16 protein-coding genes are annotated in these 20,633 nt (G+C 51.9%); 12 read left to right on the top strand and 4 right to left on the bottom strand.

The window, feature by feature from the left end:
- Positions 1 to 251: 251 nt before the first annotated feature.
- From AC50Y3_RS16440 to AC50Y3_RS16430, 3 genes are read right to left on the bottom strand one after another with little or no spacing between them, the layout of a single operon-like run.
- Positions 252 to 1,232, bottom strand: coding sequence for a 1-phosphofructokinase family hexose kinase (locus tag AC50Y3_RS16440; protein WP_494819809.1), 981 nt, complete (start codon positions 1,230 to 1,232; stop codon positions 252 to 254).
- On the bottom strand, positions 1,205 to 2,152 hold the full coding sequence (locus AC50Y3_RS16435) for a carbohydrate kinase family protein (protein ID WP_494819808.1): 948 nt from the start codon (positions 2,150 to 2,152) through the stop codon (positions 1,205 to 1,207). Before AC50Y3_RS16435 ends, AC50Y3_RS16440 begins: the two co-directional genes overlap by 28 nt.
- A gap of 36 nt (positions 2,153 to 2,188) precedes the next feature.
- Positions 2,189 to 3,955 (bottom strand): DUF4091 domain-containing protein, encoded by a 1,767-nt coding sequence (locus AC50Y3_RS16430; protein WP_494819807.1) that lies wholly within the window; start codon positions 3,953 to 3,955, stop codon positions 2,189 to 2,191.
- 258 nt (positions 3,956 to 4,213) lie between these two features.
- Here AC50Y3_RS16430 and AC50Y3_RS16425 point away from each other — a divergent pair, with 258 nt between their 5' ends.
- The 6 genes from AC50Y3_RS16425 (at position 4,214) to AC50Y3_RS16400 (ending at position 11,657) form a co-directional block, all read left to right on the top strand.
- A complete protein-coding gene (locus AC50Y3_RS16425) occupies positions 4,214 to 5,017 on the top strand; it encodes a sugar phosphate isomerase/epimerase family protein (protein ID WP_494819806.1) in 804 nt (267 codons plus the stop codon).
- Positions 5,018 to 5,052: 35 nt separating this feature from the next.
- Entirely contained in the window at positions 5,053 to 6,015 is a 963-nt protein-coding gene (locus AC50Y3_RS16420) for an ABC transporter permease (protein WP_494819805.1), read from the top strand.
- Between the two features lie 23 nt (positions 6,016 to 6,038).
- Positions 6,039 to 6,926: a carbohydrate ABC transporter permease gene (locus AC50Y3_RS16415; RefSeq protein WP_494819804.1), complete on the top strand. Its 888-nt coding sequence runs from the start codon at positions 6,039 to 6,041 to the stop codon at positions 6,924 to 6,926.
- Positions 6,927 to 6,993: 67 nt separating this feature from the next.
- The gene (locus AC50Y3_RS16410) at positions 6,994 to 8,637 is read left to right on the top strand and encodes an extracellular solute-binding protein (protein WP_494819803.1); all 1,644 of its coding nucleotides are present in this window, start codon (positions 6,994 to 6,996) and stop codon (positions 8,635 to 8,637) included.
- Between the two features lie 78 nt (positions 8,638 to 8,715).
- Positions 8,716 to 10,704 (top strand): alpha/beta hydrolase family protein, encoded by a 1,989-nt coding sequence (locus tag AC50Y3_RS16405; protein WP_494819802.1) that lies wholly within the window; start codon positions 8,716 to 8,718, stop codon positions 10,702 to 10,704.
- Positions 10,701 to 11,657 (top strand): PLP-dependent cysteine synthase family protein, encoded by a 957-nt coding sequence (locus AC50Y3_RS16400; protein WP_494819801.1) that lies wholly within the window; start codon positions 10,701 to 10,703, stop codon positions 11,655 to 11,657. The genes AC50Y3_RS16405 and AC50Y3_RS16400 overlap by 4 nt, the downstream gene beginning before the upstream one ends.
- Before the next feature lie 21 nt (positions 11,658 to 11,678).
- Here the strand turns inward: AC50Y3_RS16400 and AC50Y3_RS16395 are convergent, their stop codons facing one another.
- A complete protein-coding gene (locus tag AC50Y3_RS16395) occupies positions 11,679 to 13,937 on the bottom strand; it encodes a helix-turn-helix domain-containing protein (RefSeq protein ID WP_494819800.1) in 2,259 nt (752 codons plus the stop codon).
- A 227-nt stretch (positions 13,938 to 14,164) separates the two neighbouring features.
- Here AC50Y3_RS16395 and AC50Y3_RS16390 point away from each other — a divergent pair, with 227 nt between their 5' ends.
- The 6 genes from AC50Y3_RS16390 (at position 14,165) to AC50Y3_RS16365 (ending at position 20,629) form a co-directional block, all read left to right on the top strand.
- Entirely contained in the window at positions 14,165 to 15,331 is a 1,167-nt protein-coding gene (locus AC50Y3_RS16390; RefSeq protein WP_494819799.1) for a GNAT family N-acetyltransferase, read from the top strand.
- Positions 15,332 to 15,557: 226 nt separating this feature from the next.
- Positions 15,558 to 16,781, top strand: coding sequence for a Gfo/Idh/MocA family protein (locus AC50Y3_RS16385; RefSeq protein ID WP_494819798.1), 1,224 nt, complete (start codon positions 15,558 to 15,560; stop codon positions 16,779 to 16,781).
- 10 nt (positions 16,782 to 16,791) lie between these two features.
- Positions 16,792 to 17,544: a glucosamine-6-phosphate deaminase gene (locus AC50Y3_RS16380; protein ID WP_494819797.1), complete on the top strand. Its 753-nt coding sequence runs from the start codon at positions 16,792 to 16,794 to the stop codon at positions 17,542 to 17,544.
- A gap of 39 nt (positions 17,545 to 17,583) precedes the next feature.
- Positions 17,584 to 18,465: a sugar phosphate isomerase/epimerase family protein gene (locus AC50Y3_RS16375; RefSeq protein WP_494819796.1), complete on the top strand. Its 882-nt coding sequence runs from the start codon at positions 17,584 to 17,586 to the stop codon at positions 18,463 to 18,465.
- A gap of 7 nt (positions 18,466 to 18,472) precedes the next feature.
- Positions 18,473 to 19,492 (top strand): Gfo/Idh/MocA family protein, encoded by a 1,020-nt coding sequence (locus AC50Y3_RS16370; RefSeq protein WP_494819795.1) that lies wholly within the window; start codon positions 18,473 to 18,475, stop codon positions 19,490 to 19,492.
- A gap of 36 nt (positions 19,493 to 19,528) precedes the next feature.
- Positions 19,529 to 20,629 carry a Gfo/Idh/MocA family protein gene (locus tag AC50Y3_RS16365; protein WP_494819794.1) on the top strand — a complete coding sequence of 367 codons (1,101 nt, stop codon included), beginning with the start codon at positions 19,529 to 19,531 and terminating at the stop codon, positions 20,627 to 20,629.
- Positions 20,630 to 20,633: the final 4 nt, after the last annotated feature.

The raw sequence follows: 20,633 nt of genomic DNA, 5'->3' as shown, positions 1-20,633 counted from the left end.
GACACATTCGCTGGAAAGTTATGGATTCGATTAAAGAGTAGCTCTAGGAGCAACACATTCGCTGAAAAGTGGTGGATTCGAGTAAAGAGTAGCTCTAGGAGCAACACATTCGTTGAAAAGTGGCAGATTCGTGGAATGAGTAGCTCTGGGAGCTACATAATTAGCATTTCGATTCGGACATGAAGAAAGAGTTGCTGCAGGAGCAACTCTTTCACATGATAATTGCGCTGCGGTCGGTTAGCGACCACAATTCAAAAGATTGTGACTTTCACTTGCGGAAGCAGCTCCGCTACATCGGCTAAGTTTACTTGCCCGGTGCCGGGAGTCATCGCATTTGCGGTGCCGACAGCGACCGCAAACCGCAGTGCCGCCGAGACGTCCATGCCGCGTGAGCATGCGACGGTCCAGCCGGCGACAAAGGAATCGCCGGATCCAACCGTATTTACAGGTTGGATGCTCGGAGGAGTCGCCAGCCACAACCGTCCGTCCGGTGTTGCGGCAAGGCAACCGTCAGGACCTAGAGAAACTATTAAGGTTTGTACGCCATACTCGCCGAGCTGTGCTGCCATTCGTCGGACGGCTCCATAATCACGAGGGTCGGAGCCGGACCATTGCCGAAATTCATCCTCGTTCGGTTTGACCGTATGCGGACCGCTTCGTGCGCCTAACTCAAGCGGTATGCCGCTCGTATCTAGCACAATATTAGCACCCGCCAACTTGGCTTCTGTAACAAGCTCCGCATAGAATCGATCACCAAGCCCCCGCGGTAAACTACCAGATAGCGTTAGCCACCGACCCGGCACGCATAAGCTCCGCCATAAAGCTATAAATCTCTCTTTTTCTTCGTGGGAGATACTTGGGCCAGGCTCTAGCAATTCGGTCGACCGTCGACCACCTTCATCGATGATATTCAAGCAGATGCGAGACTCTAGCTCAATAGGGATCAACTGCTGTTCAAGGCCAATCTCTATCAATTTGCTCATAATCCAAGAGCCGTTGCTGCCTCCGGCGAATCCGGTCGCCAAGACTGGAGCGCCGAGTGCCGCCGTTACTCGCGCAACATTAAGTCCTTTTCCTCCCGCAGTGGCATCCACATGCGTTACCCGATTCACCTCACCCAGATGCAGAGCGGGGAGGACAAGCTGCTTATCAATCGCCGTATTCAAAGAAGCACACACAATCGGAAGTCCACTCGAAGCTTCCGTCATATTGCCTGCAACCCTTTCGGCCACAGCTTCACCAATCCCTCGCGCGAGACCGTACCGGCTCCGCCAATCGCAAGGGTAGATAGTGCCCCGCAAGCATTGGCGAACACGAGCGCTTCAGAATCGGTTTTGCCTTCGAGTTTGGCTGTAATAAACCCGGCATTGAACGAATCGCCTGCACCTGTCGTATCGATAGGATTTACAGAGAAGGAAGGAGCAAATTCAACAAGCCCGTCTGGGAACACAGTCATGGCGCCTTTACTTCCGCATTTCACCACGACCGTACCACGAACTTTCGGCAAGCAATCCGGCAAATCTTCTATCGTATCCGATTCAAAAATTCGCATTGCTTCCTCTTCGCTAGGGATGAACCAATCGGTTAAAGCAAGCAGTGATCGAACTCGCTCGCGATCCCAATTCTCAGATGGATCCCATCCGGAATCGAAGGAAGTCGTGAGGCCATGCGCCTTAGCCTTCTTGAATAGCTCAACCCAATGCGGCCTCATCTGCTCTTGCAGGAAATACGAGCCAAAATGAACATGCGCAGCATCTAGAAAAAGTCCCTCCGGTATGATCGCAGGCGAAACGGCTCCGATTGCCCCCATATACGTCAGAAGCGAACGATCTCTGCCATCGGAGAGGGATAGTGTAACTCCGGTGCGCACATTGTTGTCCAATACAACATGCGTAACATCAACGCCAAGCCGCTCTAATTCCTTCACGCAGAATCGGCCGAACTCGTCCGCGCCGACAATGGAAACAAAAGAAACGTCCACGCCTAATCCAGCCAAGCCTGCCGCAGTTATAGCAGAAGAAGAGCCTAACGCAAGCCGAAAATCCCGAATCAGCTTCTCGCGATTCGGTTCAGGCTGAATATCTGAATCGGCGAAGATCAAATCCACATTCAACTCACCAATGACGATAACTTTCCTAGAATTAACGGACATGCGCAAGACCCCGTTTCGCAAAGGTATGAAGTGCTGCTATTTCAACTCAATCGCCGAAGCAACAATCAACTCAGCCGTCTTCCTCCGGTAGCTGTCCCAGTCACTCCCGCGTGACGACCAAGAGGCTTGCCCATCCGCAATCGTTTCATGCATCCCGGTCGGAACGGCTTCCTTGGCGATCGCATCCGCCGCAGCACGGCTGCCGCGCTGCGAGGCAAGCCATAAATATTCATAATCCTGAATCCCTCTGCGGAGGTTCTTCATCCGAATGGAGCTAATCGGTCCGTTAATGCCCCGATCCTGTTCGCGGAAGAACGGATCGCGACCAGGATAGAATAATATTCCGTCGCCATTGCCGAAGTGGACACCGTCATCGCCGTAATATGCAGCCTCATTTTGGGCTACATACATGAACGTAACCGGATATTGAAACACATTCTGATTCCAGCGACCGCGGGGGCCTTGATGGTTATGGCGCCAGTGCGTGCCATGCCAGATGAAATACCCTTCAATGCCATATCGCCAGCGCAGCCAAGCATTCACGCGCATATCGACTGCTTCCGATTCCAGAATGAGCGACCCATGATAGGGACGGTAGCCATTGTAGAACCACAGCTTATCTCCGGTTTCTTCGCACTTCCGGACGGAAACAGGATCAATCTTATGAGCGCACCAGATGTCGATGGCATCCTCGATTTCAGGCGTGAATCTACGTGTCGTTAAGAGTGGGAGTTTGCTGCCGGAGCCTGCGGAATCATGGATGATTTTTGCCTGTGCATTAATCCACTCGTACTTCGCCGGGAGCGGCTCATCTATTAAATAACAGAAATAAACGCCCGGCCAATTCAAACTTTCAAAATAATCCACCCACTTGTCCGCTTCGCGCTGAATTTCCGCCGGCTCACTCCCGAGCACTTTACCTCCGTACATCCCGACCGGAAATACGCCTTCACCTACATGCTCGCCCGGGCCTTCGTAGCCGTTCTCTCTGGTAAAAAACGATCCATCGAGGTAAGGCGCATAATGTTCCATCATCGCAGCGTCAAAACGATTGTTGTGCACATCCGAGCCAACCAAATCGAACCGATGGCGATGCGCCATTCTGCGAAGCCGATCCCGAATATCAGGTGTATCCGGGAAGTATTCTTCGATTTCATTTGCATACACAAAGGTGACCGAGTGATTCTCGTCCGGCAGCGCAATATCATAGAGCTGCAGCTCGACCGGCAGCTTCGCGACCAGCTCCTCGCCGCACCGCACGGTCACTGTCCCCTGATAGATCCCCGGCTTCAACGACGCATCGCTTGGAACATACACGTCGATCCAGAAGCCTTGGTTGGAGCGGGGCGACATGTGCACGGGTTGACCGCCAAGCCCCGGCTTGGCATCTGCGGGAATAAGCGCATCCGGTATCCAGCCGGAGCGATGAAGCGGCGGAGCGGATTCCGCATAGAACCACTGAGGCGCCGTTCCGAGATCGGGGGAGACGTATAAATAATGCTGCGTGAACACTTCGATACGCCGGCCAACGTAATTGGAGGGATCTTCATCGAGCAAGGCGGCATTTTCCATTCGGCATTCCCCGAACTCCGCATGAACAAACCCGGACATTTCGACATAGAGGCCGGTAACCTCCGTGCTGCCTGCTTCTACGATAACCTGGAACGCGACCGTCTCGTTCCTTGCCGCGAACAAACGAATCGTGCTGCCATCCCATACGCTGTTTCCGTTTTTATTCGGATTTGCCAAATCTTCCTTCAACACCTTCTCGCCGTCATTCACGGCCCACACCGAAAGCTTCATATCGGATCAACTCCTTCTATATAACCGCTATCCTAATTGTGCGCCTTCGAATCGCAAAGGGAAACTGTAGGAATTTCGCATGGTTCACGAATTTACCGTATCTTTACTAGTCGCTTTTTTCAGTTCTTCACGAATTTTACGGCCAGCACAAAATAAATGAACTAGTGAAAAAAGCAGCAATTTTCATAGCTATCCGACATCCGTTACATTGGAATCAGCGAAAGCGAGACGATGGCGAAACGAATGGGAGGCTAGTCGATGAAAGTGGCATTTTCCACGCTGGGCTGTCCGACTTGGAGCTGGGAGAAAATTTTGAAAGAAGCATCCGAGCTTGGGTTCGACGGCATTGAAGTCCGCGGCATCGAAGCGGAAATGGCGCTTCATAAATGTACGCCGTTTCTGCCGGCAACTATCGAGCAGTCCATAAACCAACTAAAGGAACACGGCCTGGATATCATTTGCCTGGATACGTCCTGCGTCTTTCACGACCCGGCGAAGCTCGAGGCTTCCATTGAAGAAGGAAAAGCAGCGGTGGATTTGGCGGTCAAGCTAGGCGTGCCCTACATCCGGGTATTCGGAGATGCGATCCCGAACATGGACGCCCGCGAAGAAACGATTGCGCAGGTTGCCAAAGGCTGGCAGGCGGTTTGTCGCCATGCGGAAGGCAAGGGAGTCTACGTATTAATGGAGACGCACGGCGACTTCTCGGATTCCCGCACCTTGCAGGCAGTGATCGATCAAGTAGAGAGCAGCGCACTCGGCGTGCTCTGGGACATTAACAATCCATATAAGTACGGAGACGGAGAACCGCTTGACGTCACCTATGAACGGTTAGGACGCTACATCAAACATACGCATATCAAAGATACGAAAGGCTCGGACATGCACAGTCAAATTACGCTCGCCGGAGAAGGTGACGTACCGATCCGCGAATGCGTAAGGCTGCTTGCTGAGAAAGGGTACGAGGGCTGGCTGTCCTTCGAGTGGGAGAAAAGGTGGGTGCCGGAGATCGAAGAGCCGGAAATCGCGTTCCCGCAATTCATCCGTTATATCAAACAATAGATACGATCGAAAACGAAGCAGGGAGGAGAAGCAGCATGGCAACAACATCCGTGGAAGCCAGCAAAACAATAATCAAGAGTAAAAAGGTGCCGGCCAAGTCGCTTGCCTCCCGTCTATACCGAGAGCGCTATGGATTTCTTCTCTTGCTGCCGGGGCTCTTGTACTTCATTTGGTTCCGGTATGTCCCGATGCTGGGCAACATTATCGCATTCGAGGATTACAGCCCGTTTAAAGGCTTTATCGAGAGCGAATGGGTAGGGCTGAAGCATTTTAAACGCATTTTCGAAGATGCGGAAGTGATCCGGGTGCTGTGGAACACGCTCTGGCTATCTTTTCTGCAAATCGCCTTTGCTTTCCCGGTGCCGATCGTGCTCGCATTGATGCTCAATGAGGTTAAGAACCAAAGGGTAAAGCGGATTATTCAATCCGTCGTCTATTTGCCTCACTTCCTGTCTTGGGTCGTTGTCGTGGGTATCGTAACGATTTTCCTGAAGACGGAAGGTATCGTCAATACGGGGTTGAACATGGCCTTCGGAATGGAGGCGATTCCGTTTCTGCAGCAGCCGGGATGGTTTATGCCGCTCATTGTGCTCGAGGTCATTTGGAAGGAAGCGGGCTGGGGCACGATTATTTTCCTGGCTGCGCTAGCCGGTGTAAATCCGACTTTATATGAAGCGGCGATTGTGGATGGCGCGAACAGGTGGCGTCAACTATGGCATATTTCGCTTCCGGCCATTCGAGGCACGATTATCATTCTGTTGATTCTGAGGCTCGGCAGCGTGCTGGATTCCGGTTTTACGCAAATCTTCCTCATGCTGAATCCGTTCACGATGGACGTCGGAAACGTACTGGATACGTTCGTATACTTCAAGGGCATCCAGCAGTCGGATTTCAGCTTCGGTACGGCGGTTGGATTGTTTAAAGGGCTTATCGGACTGGTACTTATTCTAGCGGCCAATAAAATTGCCAAGAAGTTCGGCGAAGACGGCGTATTTTAATCTAAGAGAGGAGCTGGCGAGCCATGCCGATCAAGCGAACGTTGTCGGATCGCATTACCGATGGCATCAATTTATTGCTGCTGGTGGTGCTGTCGTTCGTGATGGTATTTCCGTTCTATTACATTACCGCGGTTTCGTTCTCTTCCTACGAGGAGTTTATGAATACCGAGCTTCTGCTGTTCCCGAAACATTGGGTGCTCGATGCGTACCGGTTTATCTTCGACTCCAAAGAATTTATCCGGTCGATCGGCGTAACGGTGTACATTACGATCGTCGGCTCGATCGTGAGCCTGCTCCTCACGTCCACGATGGCTTTCGCGTTGACCAGAAAGCTGTGGGGACAACGGTTCTATCTGTTCCTTGTCCTGTTTACCTTCATCTTCGGCGCAGGGATGATCCCGACGTATTTGATCGTCAAAGCGACAGGGCTCATTGATTCCTACTGGTCGCTCATCATCCCGGACGCGATCAGCTCCTTTAACTTGATCGTTATGCGCCAATTCTTCTTAAGCATTCCGGAGGAGCTGAACGAAGCCGCCGTCATCGACGGAGCGAACGATTGGCAAATCTATTCGCGCATCATTCTCCCGCTGTCCAAACCGGCGCTCGCCGCCTTCGGCTTATTCTACGCGGTTGGTCAATGGAACACCTACTTCACGGCCATCTTGTATTTGAACGATCCGGCAAAATGGACCGTGCAGGTCATCTTGAGGCAAATCGTCATACTCGACGATGCTGCCAACACCCTTGCGAGCGCCGCTCGCGAAGCCGCGAGATCCGCGCACTTGCCGCCGCCGGAGACGATCGGCATGGCCGCAATCATTTTGGCGACGATTCCGATTCTGGTTGTGTATCCGTTTCTGCAAAAGCATTTTGCCAAGGGGGTGATGCTGGGCTCGGTAAAAGGTTAAAAAGCAGGATTGTAATTACGTCCAGATTCGGCATACCATTAAGAGGGATACTAGGGAGGGGCTACACATGAAAACGAAAAAGCTCGTGACGCTGTTGGCAGCCGTAAGTATCATGACCGGGCTAACCGGATGCGGCGGCTCGAACGACAATACAAACAAACCTGCTAACACCGCTGAACAGACCGATTCCAGCAACACGCCGGCTACGACGACAACGGAGAACGAGCCTGCATCAACGAACCAGCAGCCTGCTGCCGACGAGAAGAAAAATTTCGAGATTAGCACTATTCAAGGCACCTGGGCCAGCCCGCTTCCGGACCCGAACGGCAATGGCGCCAAGATGATCAACGAGAAGTTCAACATCGATCTGAAATCGCAATTCGTACCGTATGACGAGTATGCGAACAAGCTGCCAGTCGTCATGGCGGCCGGCGATCTGCCTGATGTTATCGGCATGGAAGGCGTTGACGCCAACTTCGTCAAATGGGCGAAGCAAGGCGCATTCCTTCCGCTGAACGATTATATCGACAAATACGATGCGATCAAGAACATTCCTAAGAACGTCTGGGATGCCGTGACGGTCGATGGCAAGATTTACGGAATTCCGAATTACTTCCCTGCCAAATACGGCAAGAAGCCGATCATCCGCCAAGACTGGCTGAACAACCTCGGTCTGTCGATGCCGACCACCTACGATGAATTGAAGAAAGTGGCGATCGCTTTCGCCAAGAACGATCCGGACAAGAACGGCAAGAACGACACGCTCGGTTTGGGCCTCGCCAAGTCCATTGTTTACGGCGCTTGGATGGGCGCGGAATGGGACAGCGGCTGGTATAACAAGAACGAGAATGGCCAGCTGATTCCGGGCAATATCTCCGAAGGCTTCAAGAAGCAGGTTACGCTCCTGAACGATCTTTATAAAGAAGGCGCGATCAGCAAGGACTGGGCCGTTACGAAGTCGGCTGACGTCCGTAAAGATTTCTTCGCCGGCAAAGTCGGCATCTTCTACGAACAGCCTTACGATATTTCCGAAACTCGCTTCAAAACGCTGAAGGATACGAACCCGACAGCGGAGCTCGCGGTCATTCCTCCGTTTGCGCAGGAAGACGGCCAACAAGGGTTCATGGGCTTGCCGGGCTATTACGAGCTGCACAGCTTGAACGCGAAGCTGGCGGACGATCCGGAGAAAATCGATCGCATTCTTGAAATGATCAATTACTTCATGACGTTCATTCCGGTCGATCAGCGCAACGATCAAAATCCGGAGTTTGACTGGCAGAACGGCGGCGTAGGCAAAGGCTATAATATGGAGAACGGCATTGCCCTCGACATCGACGGCGCGTTCAGCGAAATGCCTTCTACGTATTTGGGCATTCGCTATTGGGCGCCGACGGATGAAGATACGCAGCCGGCGATGGTGCTGCAGGATCCGTTCACGAAAGGGTTCGTGCAGTCGGCGGTCGATCTGCTGAAGACGACGAAGACGTATTTGGATCCGGTCAACCGCATTCACTCCGACTTGCTGTACGCGAAAGTATCCGAGCTGGATCAAGTCGTAGCCGAACATACGACGAAGATGATCGTCGGTCAAGAATCGATCAACGACTGGGATAAAATGGTGCAGGAATATTTGAACTCGGGCGGTAAGGAAATCATCGACGATGTCAATCGTCAGCTTGAAGAAAACGGTATCGCGGGCGAGTGGAAATAAGACTTCTCAGGTGAGAGGGAGAGAGGAAACTCTCTCCCTCTTTATCATCGGGTGGCGACAATCGAAAGGCGAAAGGAGATGACTATGCGTACATACTCTTTGCAGGAAGAACAGGCGAATCGTAGGCGGGAGCTGTCCTATATCGACGATTATCCGAATATCGAGCGGTTTCACAGCCATCCGTTCCGGCGTTATCTGGACCGGTTAAACGCGGATTATTTGGTCAATAGAAAGACCGCGCTGAAGCAAGTGAACGACAGAGAAGGGGCATTGGCGTATCGGCAGCAGATCCGGGAAGCTTTTCAAGCGTCCGTCGGTCCGCTGCCTCAAGCTGCCGAAAACGCAAAGGTAACGGGATCACTCGATCAAGGCAGTTACTTGATTGACAAGGTCTGTATCGAAACGGTTCCGGGGCTCTTCGCAACCGGAAGCTTCTATTATCCGAAGCAGAGAAGCGGTCCGCTGCCTGCGCTGCTGCTGTTTAACGGCCATGCGAACGAAGGAAAAGCGTACGGTTCTTATGTTTCGTTCTGCGTCGAAGCGGCCATGAACGGTTTCTGCGTATTGACGTTTGACCCGATCGGGCAGGGGGAGAGGCGTGTGCCGCAAGCGGACGGAAACGACGGCGAGAAGTGGATGGACGCGGTAGCCGCCCACTGCTTTCTGGACGAGAAGCTTAGCTTGCTAGGCGAGCATCTCGGTGCGTATATGATGCGCGACAATATCGCCGCATTGACGTACCTGCTATCCAGGCCGGAAGTGGATGCGGAGCGCGTCGGCGTAACCGGCAATTCCGGCGGCGGCACGATGTCCGCTTATATGGGCGCCTACGACGACCGAATCAAGGCGGTTGCGCCTTGTTGCTACATTACGGAGCTGCGCTCGCTGCTCTACCGGATCATGGCGCAGGATGCAGAGCAATGCTTGCCCGGCTTTATGGCGCGCGGACTCGACCATAGCGATCTCGTGACGGCTGCGGCGCCAAAGCCGTATCTGATCGGCGCCGCCATGTTCGATTTCTTCCCGATCGACGGCGTGCGCGATGCGTTCATTGAATCGAAAAAGCTGTACCGGCTGCTCGAAGCCGAGGAGCAGTTGGAGCTGCACGTCGCGATGAAAGGGCACGGATTCTGGCACGATACGCGGGAACAGGTGCTCCGATTCTTCTGCCGCGTCTTTGAAGTCGACTTCGTGACAGAGAAAGGGATTGATTACGAGCGGCTGCCTGCGGAAGCGGATCTGTTGTGCTTGCAAGGCGGCGATGCTGGATCCTCGTTCGGCGGGACGTTGCCGAGCATGATCAGGGAGCGGCTGCTTCAGCTTCCTATTGAGCGGCAGCTGCAGCTGCCGGAGGTTCGCGAACAGCTAAGAAAGTTGCTGCAGCTGCCGGCTGACAGCGCTATAAAAGCCGAGCCGTTGGCCATCGACGAGACCGGGGCGGTTGCATTCGAGTCCGAAGAAGGCATGCCGCTTACAGGAACCGTGCACTTCTTCACGGATCGGCGAGATCTCGCTCGTGTTTGCCTCGCTGTAGGCGGCATCAGCGGGCAGGGACTCGAGCAAGCCCGCGAGGCCGGATACGATGCGGCGCTTGCGATCCATCCGCGGGGTACGGGACCTGCCGCGATGGAGCCCGCATGCACCTTCGGCATGTTCGAGCCGGAGAAGGCGAGCGGCTATAATGCCAGAATGCTGGGCCGATCGCTGCAAGGGATGCGGGTCGCGGATGTACTTGCCGCGATTAGCGGCTTGAAGCGAACGCCCGGCTATGAACGGGCGGAGATTACGCTTTATGGGCAGGAAGAGCATGCGCTTACGGCCCTATATGCTGCCGTGCTGAGCGGCGATTGCCATGGGCTTCATGCGGCAGGCTTACTGGAAAGCTTCCGGGCGTTTGCGGAAGCGGATTCGCACCGGTACGAATCCGGCATCATCGTTCCGGGGCTGCTGCTCGCATTCGATATCCCCGATCTGCTGCAAGTGCTGGAGCAGGGGGACTTCATAGTCGTCGAGAGCTGGCAGGACCCCATGAAAAATCCACTCCATGGAGGTACGACGAAGCGATGATAGGACAATTGTTGAGCGGCGTCCATCAAGCGATCGGCAATACGCCTATGGTTCATCTTTCGCGGCTGACAACCGGCTTCGAAGGGGCGATCTATGCGAAGCTGGAGTATTTGAACCCCGGCTTCAGCAAGAAGGACCGAATCGCGCTGCAAATCATCGAGGAAGCCGAGCGGGACGGCAGCCTTCAGCCGGGGCAGACCGTCGTCGAGCTAACCAGCGGCAATACGGGCACGGGACTTGCTATCGTATGCGCGGTGAAGGGGTATCCGTTTATCGCGGTCATGTCGCGAGGCAATTCCTACGAACGAGCTCGCATGATGATGGCGCTTGGCGCTGAGGTTGTATTAGTTGACCAGGCTCCGGGCTCTGCTCCGGGGCAGGTTTCAGGAGAAAGCCTAGCCCTCGTAGAGGCGGAAGCGCGAAGAATCGTAAGCGAGAAAGGTGCTTTCCGAGCGGATCAATTTGAACGCCTGGGAAATACACATGCTCACGAATTCCACACCGCTGCTGAAATGTGGGAACAAACAAACGGCGAAATCGATGTGTTCGTCGATTTCGCCGGGAGCGGCGGTACATTCGCAGGCTGCGCAAAGGCGCTTAAACGTTATAAGCCGTCGATCCGATGTTACTTGGTTGAACCTCATCACGCACCGTACCTAGCTGGAAGAGCAATTATGAATCCTAATCACCGTATCCAAGGCGGCGGATACAGCATGCAACTCCCTTTGCTGGATCGAGAACAGATAACCGATTACTTGACCGTTACAGACGCGGATGCGATTGCCGCTGCCAGAGAGCTGGCTAAGAAGGAAGGGATCTTCGCAGGCTACTCCTCCGGTGCGAACATCGCTGCTGCTTTGCAGCTTTTGCAAGAAAGGGAACGCGGCGCACGAATCGCGCTTACGATCAACGACTCCGGTTTAAAGTACTTAAGCACGGACTTGTTTGAATGAGTATGAGGTGGAGTCGGCGAATCAAACGCGTTCCACCTTGCGAAACTCACTAGGCGTGACGCCTGTGAACTTCTTGAACATCCGATTGAACGAGTTAATATTTTGGTAGCCGACCCGGGCGGCGGCATCCTGGATTTTGACATCCGAACGGGACAGCAGCTCTTTTGCCCGGCTCACTCGGATCAAGTTGACGTAATCTACGAAATAGGTGCCGGTTTTCTCCTTGAAATAGGTGGAGAGATAGCTTCTTGTGATGTTGAGCTTATCCGCCATCATATCGAGCGTAATATCATGCGCATAATGATTCTCCAAATAATCGAACACGAAGCTCGTAATATGATCTTTCTTCTCCTTCTTGCTCTTGATCAGATTGGTGATTGAAGGCAGCCACTCCTCAAACAACTGCTCCAATTCTTCGAATGTATGGCTGTGCTGCAAACGGGATTGCAAGGTTTGAAGCAGCTCCGTATCCAGATGATTAACGATATAGGCCCGTTTCGTTCTGTCCACCACAATGCTTATGAAAGCTTTCACTTCATGCTCAGTCGCTTCTTTCTTCCGCAGTCCGGCAAGTTCACGCTTCATAAACTGAACGAGCTGAGACTCGTTGCCATTGTTCAAGCTCGCGGTGATCTCTTCCTCTTGGGCCGGCATTAGAAAATAGTTCACCAGCCTCGACTCCGTCTCCGCCCACAGCACTTGGTTCCTATCATTGAATTTACGATGCTGGAGCAGGGATTTGGTCTGTTCGAAAGAGAGATTGAATTCGTCGGCGTGTTCATAACGCTTACTCACGGCCATCGTGGAGAAACAGTAAGCGCGGTCCAGATCGAGCACGATTCGAAACCCATCCAGTGTCTCGGCGAGTGTGTGCTCGGCATTGTCGGAATAAATAACAGATAATAGCTGATCGCTTTCGAGCTGCAGCGTGAGGGAATCGGGATAGCGTTCCGTTAAGATTTTATCGATATAGGCGCGTATAAATAAGGTCGCACGTTCCTCGTCATCGTCGATTTCCTCAAGCAGCTGCGGCCTGAAGGTCAGCTTGAACAATACGACGCGGTAAGGCTGGTTGTTTTTGATGAGATCCTTTAAGAAGCTGGTGTTGTTCCTTATGTTCTTCAGTTGATTAATGTAGGCATAATGGCGAAGAAGGGAGTTCTTCTCCTCCAGATTCTGGCTGATGTCAAAGTTCGAATCGAGCAGATGTCGGACTCTCTCCTGGATGAAGGCGAATTCCTTAATACCGCTGTGCTTCTGCCAAGGAAATCCGGTTGTAAGCTGCTGGATCGATTGCACGAGCTGCTTGACCGGACGGTTGAATCGCATACTGAACAGGAAGGATACCAGCATGCTAAATAAGATAGAGAGTACGAGCAGCATAACGAACGTAATATTCCATTTCATCTGCGATACGATGCTGTCATCCGGGATTACGTTGACGTAGGTAAGTCCGGTTATCTCGCCCTTTTTGTAGAAGTAATAGTTGGAGTCCTTCTTCACATAACCGTGACTGCCTTCTAAGACGGGGAACTGTTTTTGTTGATCATTGACGGTAGTGAAGAATGAGCGCTGCGCGTCGTCTAGGATGTAGAAATCGTTGGTAATGGATTGATGAAATGCTTTATACATTTTCTGTGCGTCGGCTAAAGCGATGATATAAACCGAGGGGTTGGTTTGATTCTTAATGATGATTGGAATCAGCTTGCGTTCACTGACCCGTTTGGTATTGTATTCAAGCTCAGAGAATACGTCGTTTGGCAATATGTTCGTCACGTAGAGTTTATCGAATTGAGATTGCCAGAACTCGTAACCGTAGGTCTTGCTTACATAATAACGCTTGAACATGACGTCAGCGTCTGCCCCGCGTGTTTTCTCAATGGCGACGTTGCTTTTCTTGAAATAGACAATCATGTTTTCCAGGAAGAGCGATTGGTTTGCGAGATAGATTTGGATTTCGTCGATTAGCTTGCTGCCTGCAACATAATCAAAGTTTGGTTTGTCGAGTGCAGCAATATGTTCATTGAGTGAGAAGGATAAAACGGCGTTCTCGATCAGTTGGATTTTCGACTCATAGTTCTCCATGGTGTTGTTCAAGTTGACATTATTATAGGTGATGACTTCTTCCTTAATCGTACCTCTGTAGAAAAAAACGGAATAAAGAATGAAAGAAACTAGTAGGATCACAATCGTCATGTAGCTGATTAGCAGCCAGAAGAACAGAGAAGGGGACTTCATACGTGTGTAGGGGAACCGCAGCAGCCTAGCGATTATTTTCATGAAAACAACCCTCTCCCGTCATGGTCTGTTTTCAAGCCTGTTTCTCTTATATTAAAGAAAGAAAGCGGTTTGAACAATGGTCTTATTTTCATAACTTCACTGAATTTATAGGTAATGTAAATAAAATGAATGATTACAAATACTGATCGTTTCGAGCATCGCATCGTTTCGATATAGTTTGGTCAGGACAGATCGACCGCCAGCACGTCATGCAAAGGGGGAGCAGCATGATCAGGATCATCAAGCAAGAAGAAGCAAGACAGTCGCTTACGCTTACTCAGGCTGCTTTTGCCGTTCGGTTCTCGGAATCCGATATGCAAGAGCGTCTTGCCAAAATGAACATGGAGCACTTTCTGGGTTACTTCGTAGAGGATCAATTAGCAGCACAGCTTGCAGTACTTCCGCTCTATATTTATGTACAAGGAGAAGCGCTGGCGATGGGAGGAATTGCCCAAGTCGCCTCCTATCCGGAATTGCGCAGGCAGGGGATGGTCAGTAAACTGCTCGTCCGCAGTTTGGAGATGATGCGGGAAAATGGCCAGACGGTCTCCATGTTGAACCCATTCTCCTATGCATTCTATCGCAAATATGGCTGGGAGTATTTCTCGACGCAAAGCGTTAACACGCTCGATATGTCGGTTGTTCCGAAGTTTGGTTCGGCGGCCGGAGTGGTCAAACGCTTGTCGGCTGAGGACTGGCAAACGGCAAATCAAGTTTACGATCGATACGCCCGCTCAAACTATAACGGCATGCTGCGCCGTGATGAGAAATGGTGGCGGCAGCATGTATTCAACCGTAAGCTGGGCAGTTTGGCTGTTTATTACGACACGGACGGTGCGCCGGCCGGGTACATGCTTTATGACATTAAAGACCGATTCATGAACATCCATGAACTCGTGTATCTCGATCATTCGGCTAGGAACGGCCTATGGCAGTTCATCGGCAATCATGATTCTATTGTTACGCGGCTGAAGTTTACCGGACCTAACGACGATCCCTTTCTCTTCGCAATGGCAGAGCCCAAGCTCCAGCAAGAGATAGTCGCGAACTTCATGTTCCGCATCGTCGACATTGAAGCGTTCATAAAGCTCTATCCATTCACCGCCGAGTCTGAGAAGTTAGTCGTCCGCATCACCGACGATCACGCCGAGTGGAACCGCGGTGTGTGGGAGCTAACAGTCAGCGACAACGGCCGCGCTGAAGCTGCCCAGCTTGAAGCTAGCAGTTCGGATGGAGTCGGCTGCGACATCCAAACGCTCTCGACCATGCTAATCGGCTGCCAGCGGCCCGCCCAGCTTAGCATGAACGGCCGCCTGATCGGCAACCCGTCTGAAATTGCCAAATGGGAGCGCGCCATCCCCCGCCGCACCGCGTATATGACGGACTTTTTCTAGGCGCCAGACATTGCTTGTTCTTGATCCACTGCCCTGGCGGAGCAGGCGAAAACAGTCTGAAGAAGCGTAAGCGTTCGCCTTTGTACCCCGAATTTTACCATTGGGAAATCCAAGTTCAGAAATTCAGGGGGACAACAGCGATCGGAGGACGTTTTCGCATGCGCAGCTGCTTTTGAAATTTATCAATCTCTTATCAATCCTTCAAGCAAAGGAGGCGTAACAACTCGTGAAAAGCTACGCTCTCGTAGGCGCAGGCAACAGAGGCACCTATATGTTCGCGGTTCCGATTGCACGGGATTATGCCGATGTAGCGACAATCGTCGGTGTCTATGACACGAACATGAAGCGCTCAGAGCTGCTGCGATCGCGAACGGGCGGTCATTTTCCCGTGTACACGAGCTTCGATACCATGTTGGCCGAGGCGAAGCCGGATGTGGTCATCGTCACTTCTATCGATAGCACGCACCACCTGTATATCACTCAAGCTCTGCTCGCAGGTTGCGATGTCATTACCGAGAAGCCGCTTACGATTGATGAGCACAAATGCAACCAAATCCTACATACAGAGCGCCAAACCGGCAAACAAGTCACGGTTACCTTCAACCTCAGGTACATGCCTTTCATGAATCGGCTCAAAGAAATTTCCCTGGAAAATGCGCTGGGTACGTTGACGCATGTCCATTTCGAATGGTTTCTGGATACGAAACATGGCGCCGATTATTTTCGCAGGTGGCACCGGAAGAAAGTGAATTCCGGCGGGCTGCTCGTCCACAAATCGACCCATCATTTTGATATCGTGAATTGGCTGCTTGAGGATGAACCCGTTACCGTACATGCGTTCGGTGCTACCCGATTCTACGGTCCGACACGAGAAGAGCGAGGCACCAGATGCTCTGGCTGCTCCTATTCCGATACCTGTGAGTTCTATATCGATCTGAATCAGGGCAACTATAAAGCTCTTTACCAAGAGTGCGAGGGAATAGATCACTACTACCGCGATCAGTGCGTTTTCGCCGATGAGATCGACATTGAAGATACACTCAGTGTTAACGTCAATTATGCCAAAGGAGCGATGATGAGCTACTCGCTCACGGCCTATGCGCCTTACGAAGGTTTCCGGATTGTGCTTACGGGAACGAAGGGGAGACTGGAAGCGGATTATTTTGACGGGGCAGTCGGCCCTTATGCCGGTAAACCTGTTCAGCGTATCCAGTTATTCAACCGAGAGCAGGAGAGGATTGACGTTCCGCTGCAAGAGGAGTCCGGCGATCATGGCGGAGGCGATGGACGGTTGCTGAGCGCACTGATGAATGGATCGGATCCCAGTGATTCCAGGCAGGCGACTAGCCGAGACGGCGCGATGTCTTGTGCCATCGGCTTCGCAGCGAATCGCTCGATCAGTGAGGGAACAGCGGTACGTATATCAGACCTATTCGAACTAATTCCATAGGAGGCCCTACATGAACATTAAAGTATTGGAGCATGCGCAGCAATTGGGACAGGAGGCAGCCGAACACGCCGCACAGATTCTGAAGGAAGCGATTGATCGTCAAGGAAGAGCTAGACTTCTGCTTTCGACGGGCTCATCGCAATTTGAATTTTTCAAAGCATTCGTCAAGCAACCGGTCGAGTGGAGCAAGGTGGAAATGTTCCATTTGGACGAATATGCAGGAATTTCAGATAAGCATCCCGCCAGCTTTCAAGCGTACCTAAAGGAACGTTTTATCCGATATGTGAATCTGGCAAAGTATCACCTCGTTCATGGAGAGGGCGACATCCAGCAGACCATCGAGCGGTTGAACGAAGTCATTCAAGAGGCTCCGATCGATCTTGCGATGATTGGCATTGGCGAAAATGCTCATATTGCGTTCAATGATCCACCTGCGAATTTTGAAACAGAGGAGCCCTACATCGTAGTTGAGCTGGACGAAGCGTGTAAACGTCAGCAAGTCGGAGAAGGTTGGTTTGCCAGCTTGGAGGATGTACCTGCTCAGGCGATCACAATGAGTGTTCGTCAGATTATGAAGAGCAAGGTGATTCTCTCCTGCGTACCGCATGCGGTCAAAGCAGAAGCCATCAAACGGACGCTCGATAACGACATCACACCGCTTGTCCCTGCTACAATGCTGCGATCCCATCCCAATTGGACGCTCTATTTGGATCAGCAATCGGCAACCCAAGCAACGCTGTCTGACTCGGCAGTAAACGAATGAATCAAATTACGGCTCTAGGTGATGAGGAGGTAAGGGGCGGTGCAACGTTCGATTGAGGATCGTTTAGGTGTCATAACAGATGAAGTCTCGCCATCGGATTTCATTGAAGCGTTGGATTTTGCAGTGTTATATGGGTTGAAGCATGTAGAGATCCGTTCCATCAGTGGTCAAAATGTTCTCTCGTTCAATGACCAACAGCTTGCGATTATCCGTTCAGAAACAGAGCGACGGGGACTTTTCGTTTCCTGCATCGCTTCTCCGATATTTAAATGTGCCTTAGGTACTGGCAATCAGGTAGCGGAAGGCGACAGATTTAATCAGGAAGAACGCACCGTTTCCGAGCATTTCGCGATGCTGGAACGTGCGATGGACATTGCCGATCAGCTGGGAACGAACCGAATTCGAATATTCTCGTTCTGGCGTGAAACAGAGCCGGAGCAACATGCGGACGAGATCGTGCAGCATTTGATTCGCGCTGCCGCATTAGCCCTAAGCCGCAGTAAGCTGCTGTTGCTCGAGAATGAACCATCCTGCAATGGCGGTTTTGCCGCTGAAGTCGCCAGGCTTGTCGGAGCTGTCAATTCCCCTGCTTTGCGCGTCTTATGGGATCCGGGAAATGAACAATACGGTAACCGATCAAGCTATCCGGAAGGTTATTCCAGCATTCGTGATCTAATTGCCCATGTTCATTTGAAAGACGTTCAGTTCAATGAGACCGGTAATCCAAAAGCAACTCCCATTGGGTCAGGCATCGTTCCTTATGAGGCGCATTTTGAAGGTTTAGATCGAGATGGGTACGCTGGTCTATTCACGCTGGAAACGCATTACATTCCCGAAGGCGGAACCGCGATGGAAGGCACAGCCCAGTCGCTCCAAGGATTAAGAAATCTGCTTGCCAATCTACGAGCTAAGACGGGGTGAGTGAGCGATGACCTGGCGATTCGGTGTGATTGGTTGCGGAACCATTGCTGACTATCATCTGGAAGCTATTCGTGGGCTGATCGGCGCCGAAGTAACGGTTGTTACCAGCCGAAATGCAGAGAAGGCGCAAGCGACATCAGTCCGTGAGGAGTGCGACTGGACAACGGATTATCACGAGCTTCTTAGTCGAGATAATGTCGATATCGTATGTGTCACTACCTCAAGCGGGAGCCATTATCAAATTGGAAAAGATGCCCTTGCGGCAGGCAAGCATGTGGTAATCGAGAAGCCTATGGCCATGCGTGCGTCGGAAGCATCCGAACTTATCCGAATGGCTCAGGAGCGAGGTCGGACGCTGTCTGTTATTTCGCAGCGCAGGTTCGAACCGCAGCACCTAGAAGTGAAGCGCGTGTTGGATGAGGGGCGACTTGGCAGGCTGCTGCTTGTGGAGGTTGAAGTGCCGTTTTATCGGACGCAGCAGTATTACGATAGTGCCGGCTGGCGCGGCACGATTGCGGAGGACGGCGGCGCATTGATGAATCAAGCGATTCACTCGATCGACCTGCTTCTATGGTTTGCCGGAGAGGTCCATACCGTATTCGGCCGGGTTGCTACACAAACTCATGTGATGGAAGCGGAAGATATTGGCTTGGGCATTGTGCAGTTCAAGAACGGAGCGATGGGTACGATCATGGCTTCAACCAGCATAAATCCCGGGTTTCCTACTGCCACTCGTTTCTATGGTTCTGAAGGAACGATAAAGCTAGAGGGCTCGCAGATCGTACATTGGTCGGTACCCGGATACAACGATCAGCCGGATATCGAGCTTCAGGCGGCATACGGCGGTGTTTCCGATCCGAGAAGCATAAGCCATATTTTCCATCAGATGCAGCTGCAAGATGTTATACATGCGATTGAAACCGGAACAGAACCGTATGTGAAAGGCGAGGACGGCAAACAAGCCGTGGCGCTCATCGAGGCGATCTACGAAAGCTCAGCGACAGGCAAGCATGTCGTGTTCGACTAACTCAACCAACTAAATTGGGAAAAGGGGATTGTTAGCATGGAACAAACAATCGTAAATGTCGGAATTATCGGGCAAGGCCGAAGCGGACGCGATATTCACGGGCAATTATTAGCTAAGCTGCCTCAGTATTTCAAAATCGCTGCGGTGGCGGATTCCATGCCGGAGCGACAGCAGCTGGCGCGCCAAGAGTTCAATTGCAATGCATATGCGACATGGCAGGAAATGGTGGAGAATGAGCAGCTTGATCTTGTCGTCAATGCTTCGCCAAGCCATCAGCATGTTCCGATCTCCTTGGAGCTGTTAAACCGTGGATTTCATGTTTTGTGCGAGAAGCCGCTGGCCAGAACATCTCAAGAAGTGGATCAACTCATTGAAGCTTCCAATCGATCCGGTAAACGATTAGCTGTATTCCAACAGTCCCGCTACATGCCCGCTTATGTGCGTATTCGCGAAGTGATCGAAAGCGGTGTATTGGGGCGCATCGTGCAAGTCGATTTCACCAGCAGCCGGTTCGCGCGCAGATGGGATTGGCAAACATTGCAAAGCAACAATGGCGGCAGCTTGCTGAATTTGGGTTCACATACCGTGGATCAGGCGCTGCAGCTGTTCGGATCGGATCTGATACCGGAAGTCACTTGCATCATGGATCAAGCCAATACGTACGGGGATGCAGAGGATTATGTGAAAATCCTGCTTCGCGGACAAGGACGCCCTACCATCGATTTGGAAGTCTCCTCGTGCAGCGTTTTCCCGGGGGAGTCATTCGTCATTCAGGGGACAAATGGGGGATTGCGCGGTAATAATGACCGATTGGAATGGCGCTACTTTAAACCGGAGGAAGCACCCGTTCAGCAATTAACTACGGAACCGCTGGTGGACAAGAACGGAATGCCGAGCTATTGCCGCGAAACGCTCAATTGGTATAAAGAGAATTGGGAGCTTCAATTGGCGGAAGGTCAAGGCGAATACGATTACATGACGGAGCAATTATATCTCATGCTGTACGGAACACTTGTTAATGCCGAGGAGTTAGCGATTACTCCGCAGCAGGTCAGACAGCAGCTGGTTGTCATGGAAGAGTGCCGCCGCCAAAATCCGCAAATCTATCGCCCGGCTCAGGAAAGCATTAGAGGCTAAATGA

It is taken from the genome of Paenibacillus sp. J22R98, from assembly GCF_059383835.1.
This window is presented reverse-complemented; position numbering and strand designations above follow the sequence as displayed.

Excerpts from the sequence above, each read along its gene's own strand:
- AC50Y3_RS16435 (WP_494819808.1), bottom strand. The coding sequence starts at position 2,152 with ATGTCCGTTAATTCTAGGAAAGTTATCGTCATTGGTGAGTTGAATGTG.
- AC50Y3_RS16430 (WP_494819807.1), bottom strand. The coding sequence starts at position 3,955 with ATGAAGCTTTCGGTGTGGGCCGTGAATGACGGCGAGAAGGTGTTGAAG.
- AC50Y3_RS16425 (WP_494819806.1), top strand. The coding sequence starts at position 4,214 with ATGAAAGTGGCATTTTCCACGCTGGGCTGTCCGACTTGGAGCTGGGAG.
- AC50Y3_RS16420 (WP_494819805.1), top strand. The coding sequence starts at position 5,053 with ATGGCAACAACATCCGTGGAAGCCAGCAAAACAATAATCAAGAGTAAA.
- AC50Y3_RS16415 (WP_494819804.1), top strand. The coding sequence starts at position 6,039 with ATGCCGATCAAGCGAACGTTGTCGGATCGCATTACCGATGGCATCAAT.
- AC50Y3_RS16410 (WP_494819803.1), top strand. The coding sequence starts at position 6,994 with ATGAAAACGAAAAAGCTCGTGACGCTGTTGGCAGCCGTAAGTATCATG.
- AC50Y3_RS16405 (WP_494819802.1), top strand. The coding sequence starts at position 8,716 with ATGACTATGCGTACATACTCTTTGCAGGAAGAACAGGCGAATCGTAGG.
- AC50Y3_RS16400 (WP_494819801.1), top strand. The coding sequence starts at position 10,701 with ATGATAGGACAATTGTTGAGCGGCGTCCATCAAGCGATCGGCAATACG.
- AC50Y3_RS16395 (WP_494819800.1), bottom strand. The coding sequence starts at position 13,937 with ATGAAAATAATCGCTAGGCTGCTGCGGTTCCCCTACACACGTATGAAG.
- AC50Y3_RS16390 (WP_494819799.1), top strand. The coding sequence starts at position 14,165 with ATGATCAGGATCATCAAGCAAGAAGAAGCAAGACAGTCGCTTACGCTT.
- AC50Y3_RS16380 (WP_494819797.1), top strand. The coding sequence starts at position 16,792 with ATGAACATTAAAGTATTGGAGCATGCGCAGCAATTGGGACAGGAGGCA.
- AC50Y3_RS16370 (WP_494819795.1), top strand. The coding sequence starts at position 18,473 with ATGACCTGGCGATTCGGTGTGATTGGTTGCGGAACCATTGCTGACTAT.
- AC50Y3_RS16365 (WP_494819794.1), top strand. The coding sequence starts at position 19,529 with ATGGAACAAACAATCGTAAATGTCGGAATTATCGGGCAAGGCCGAAGC.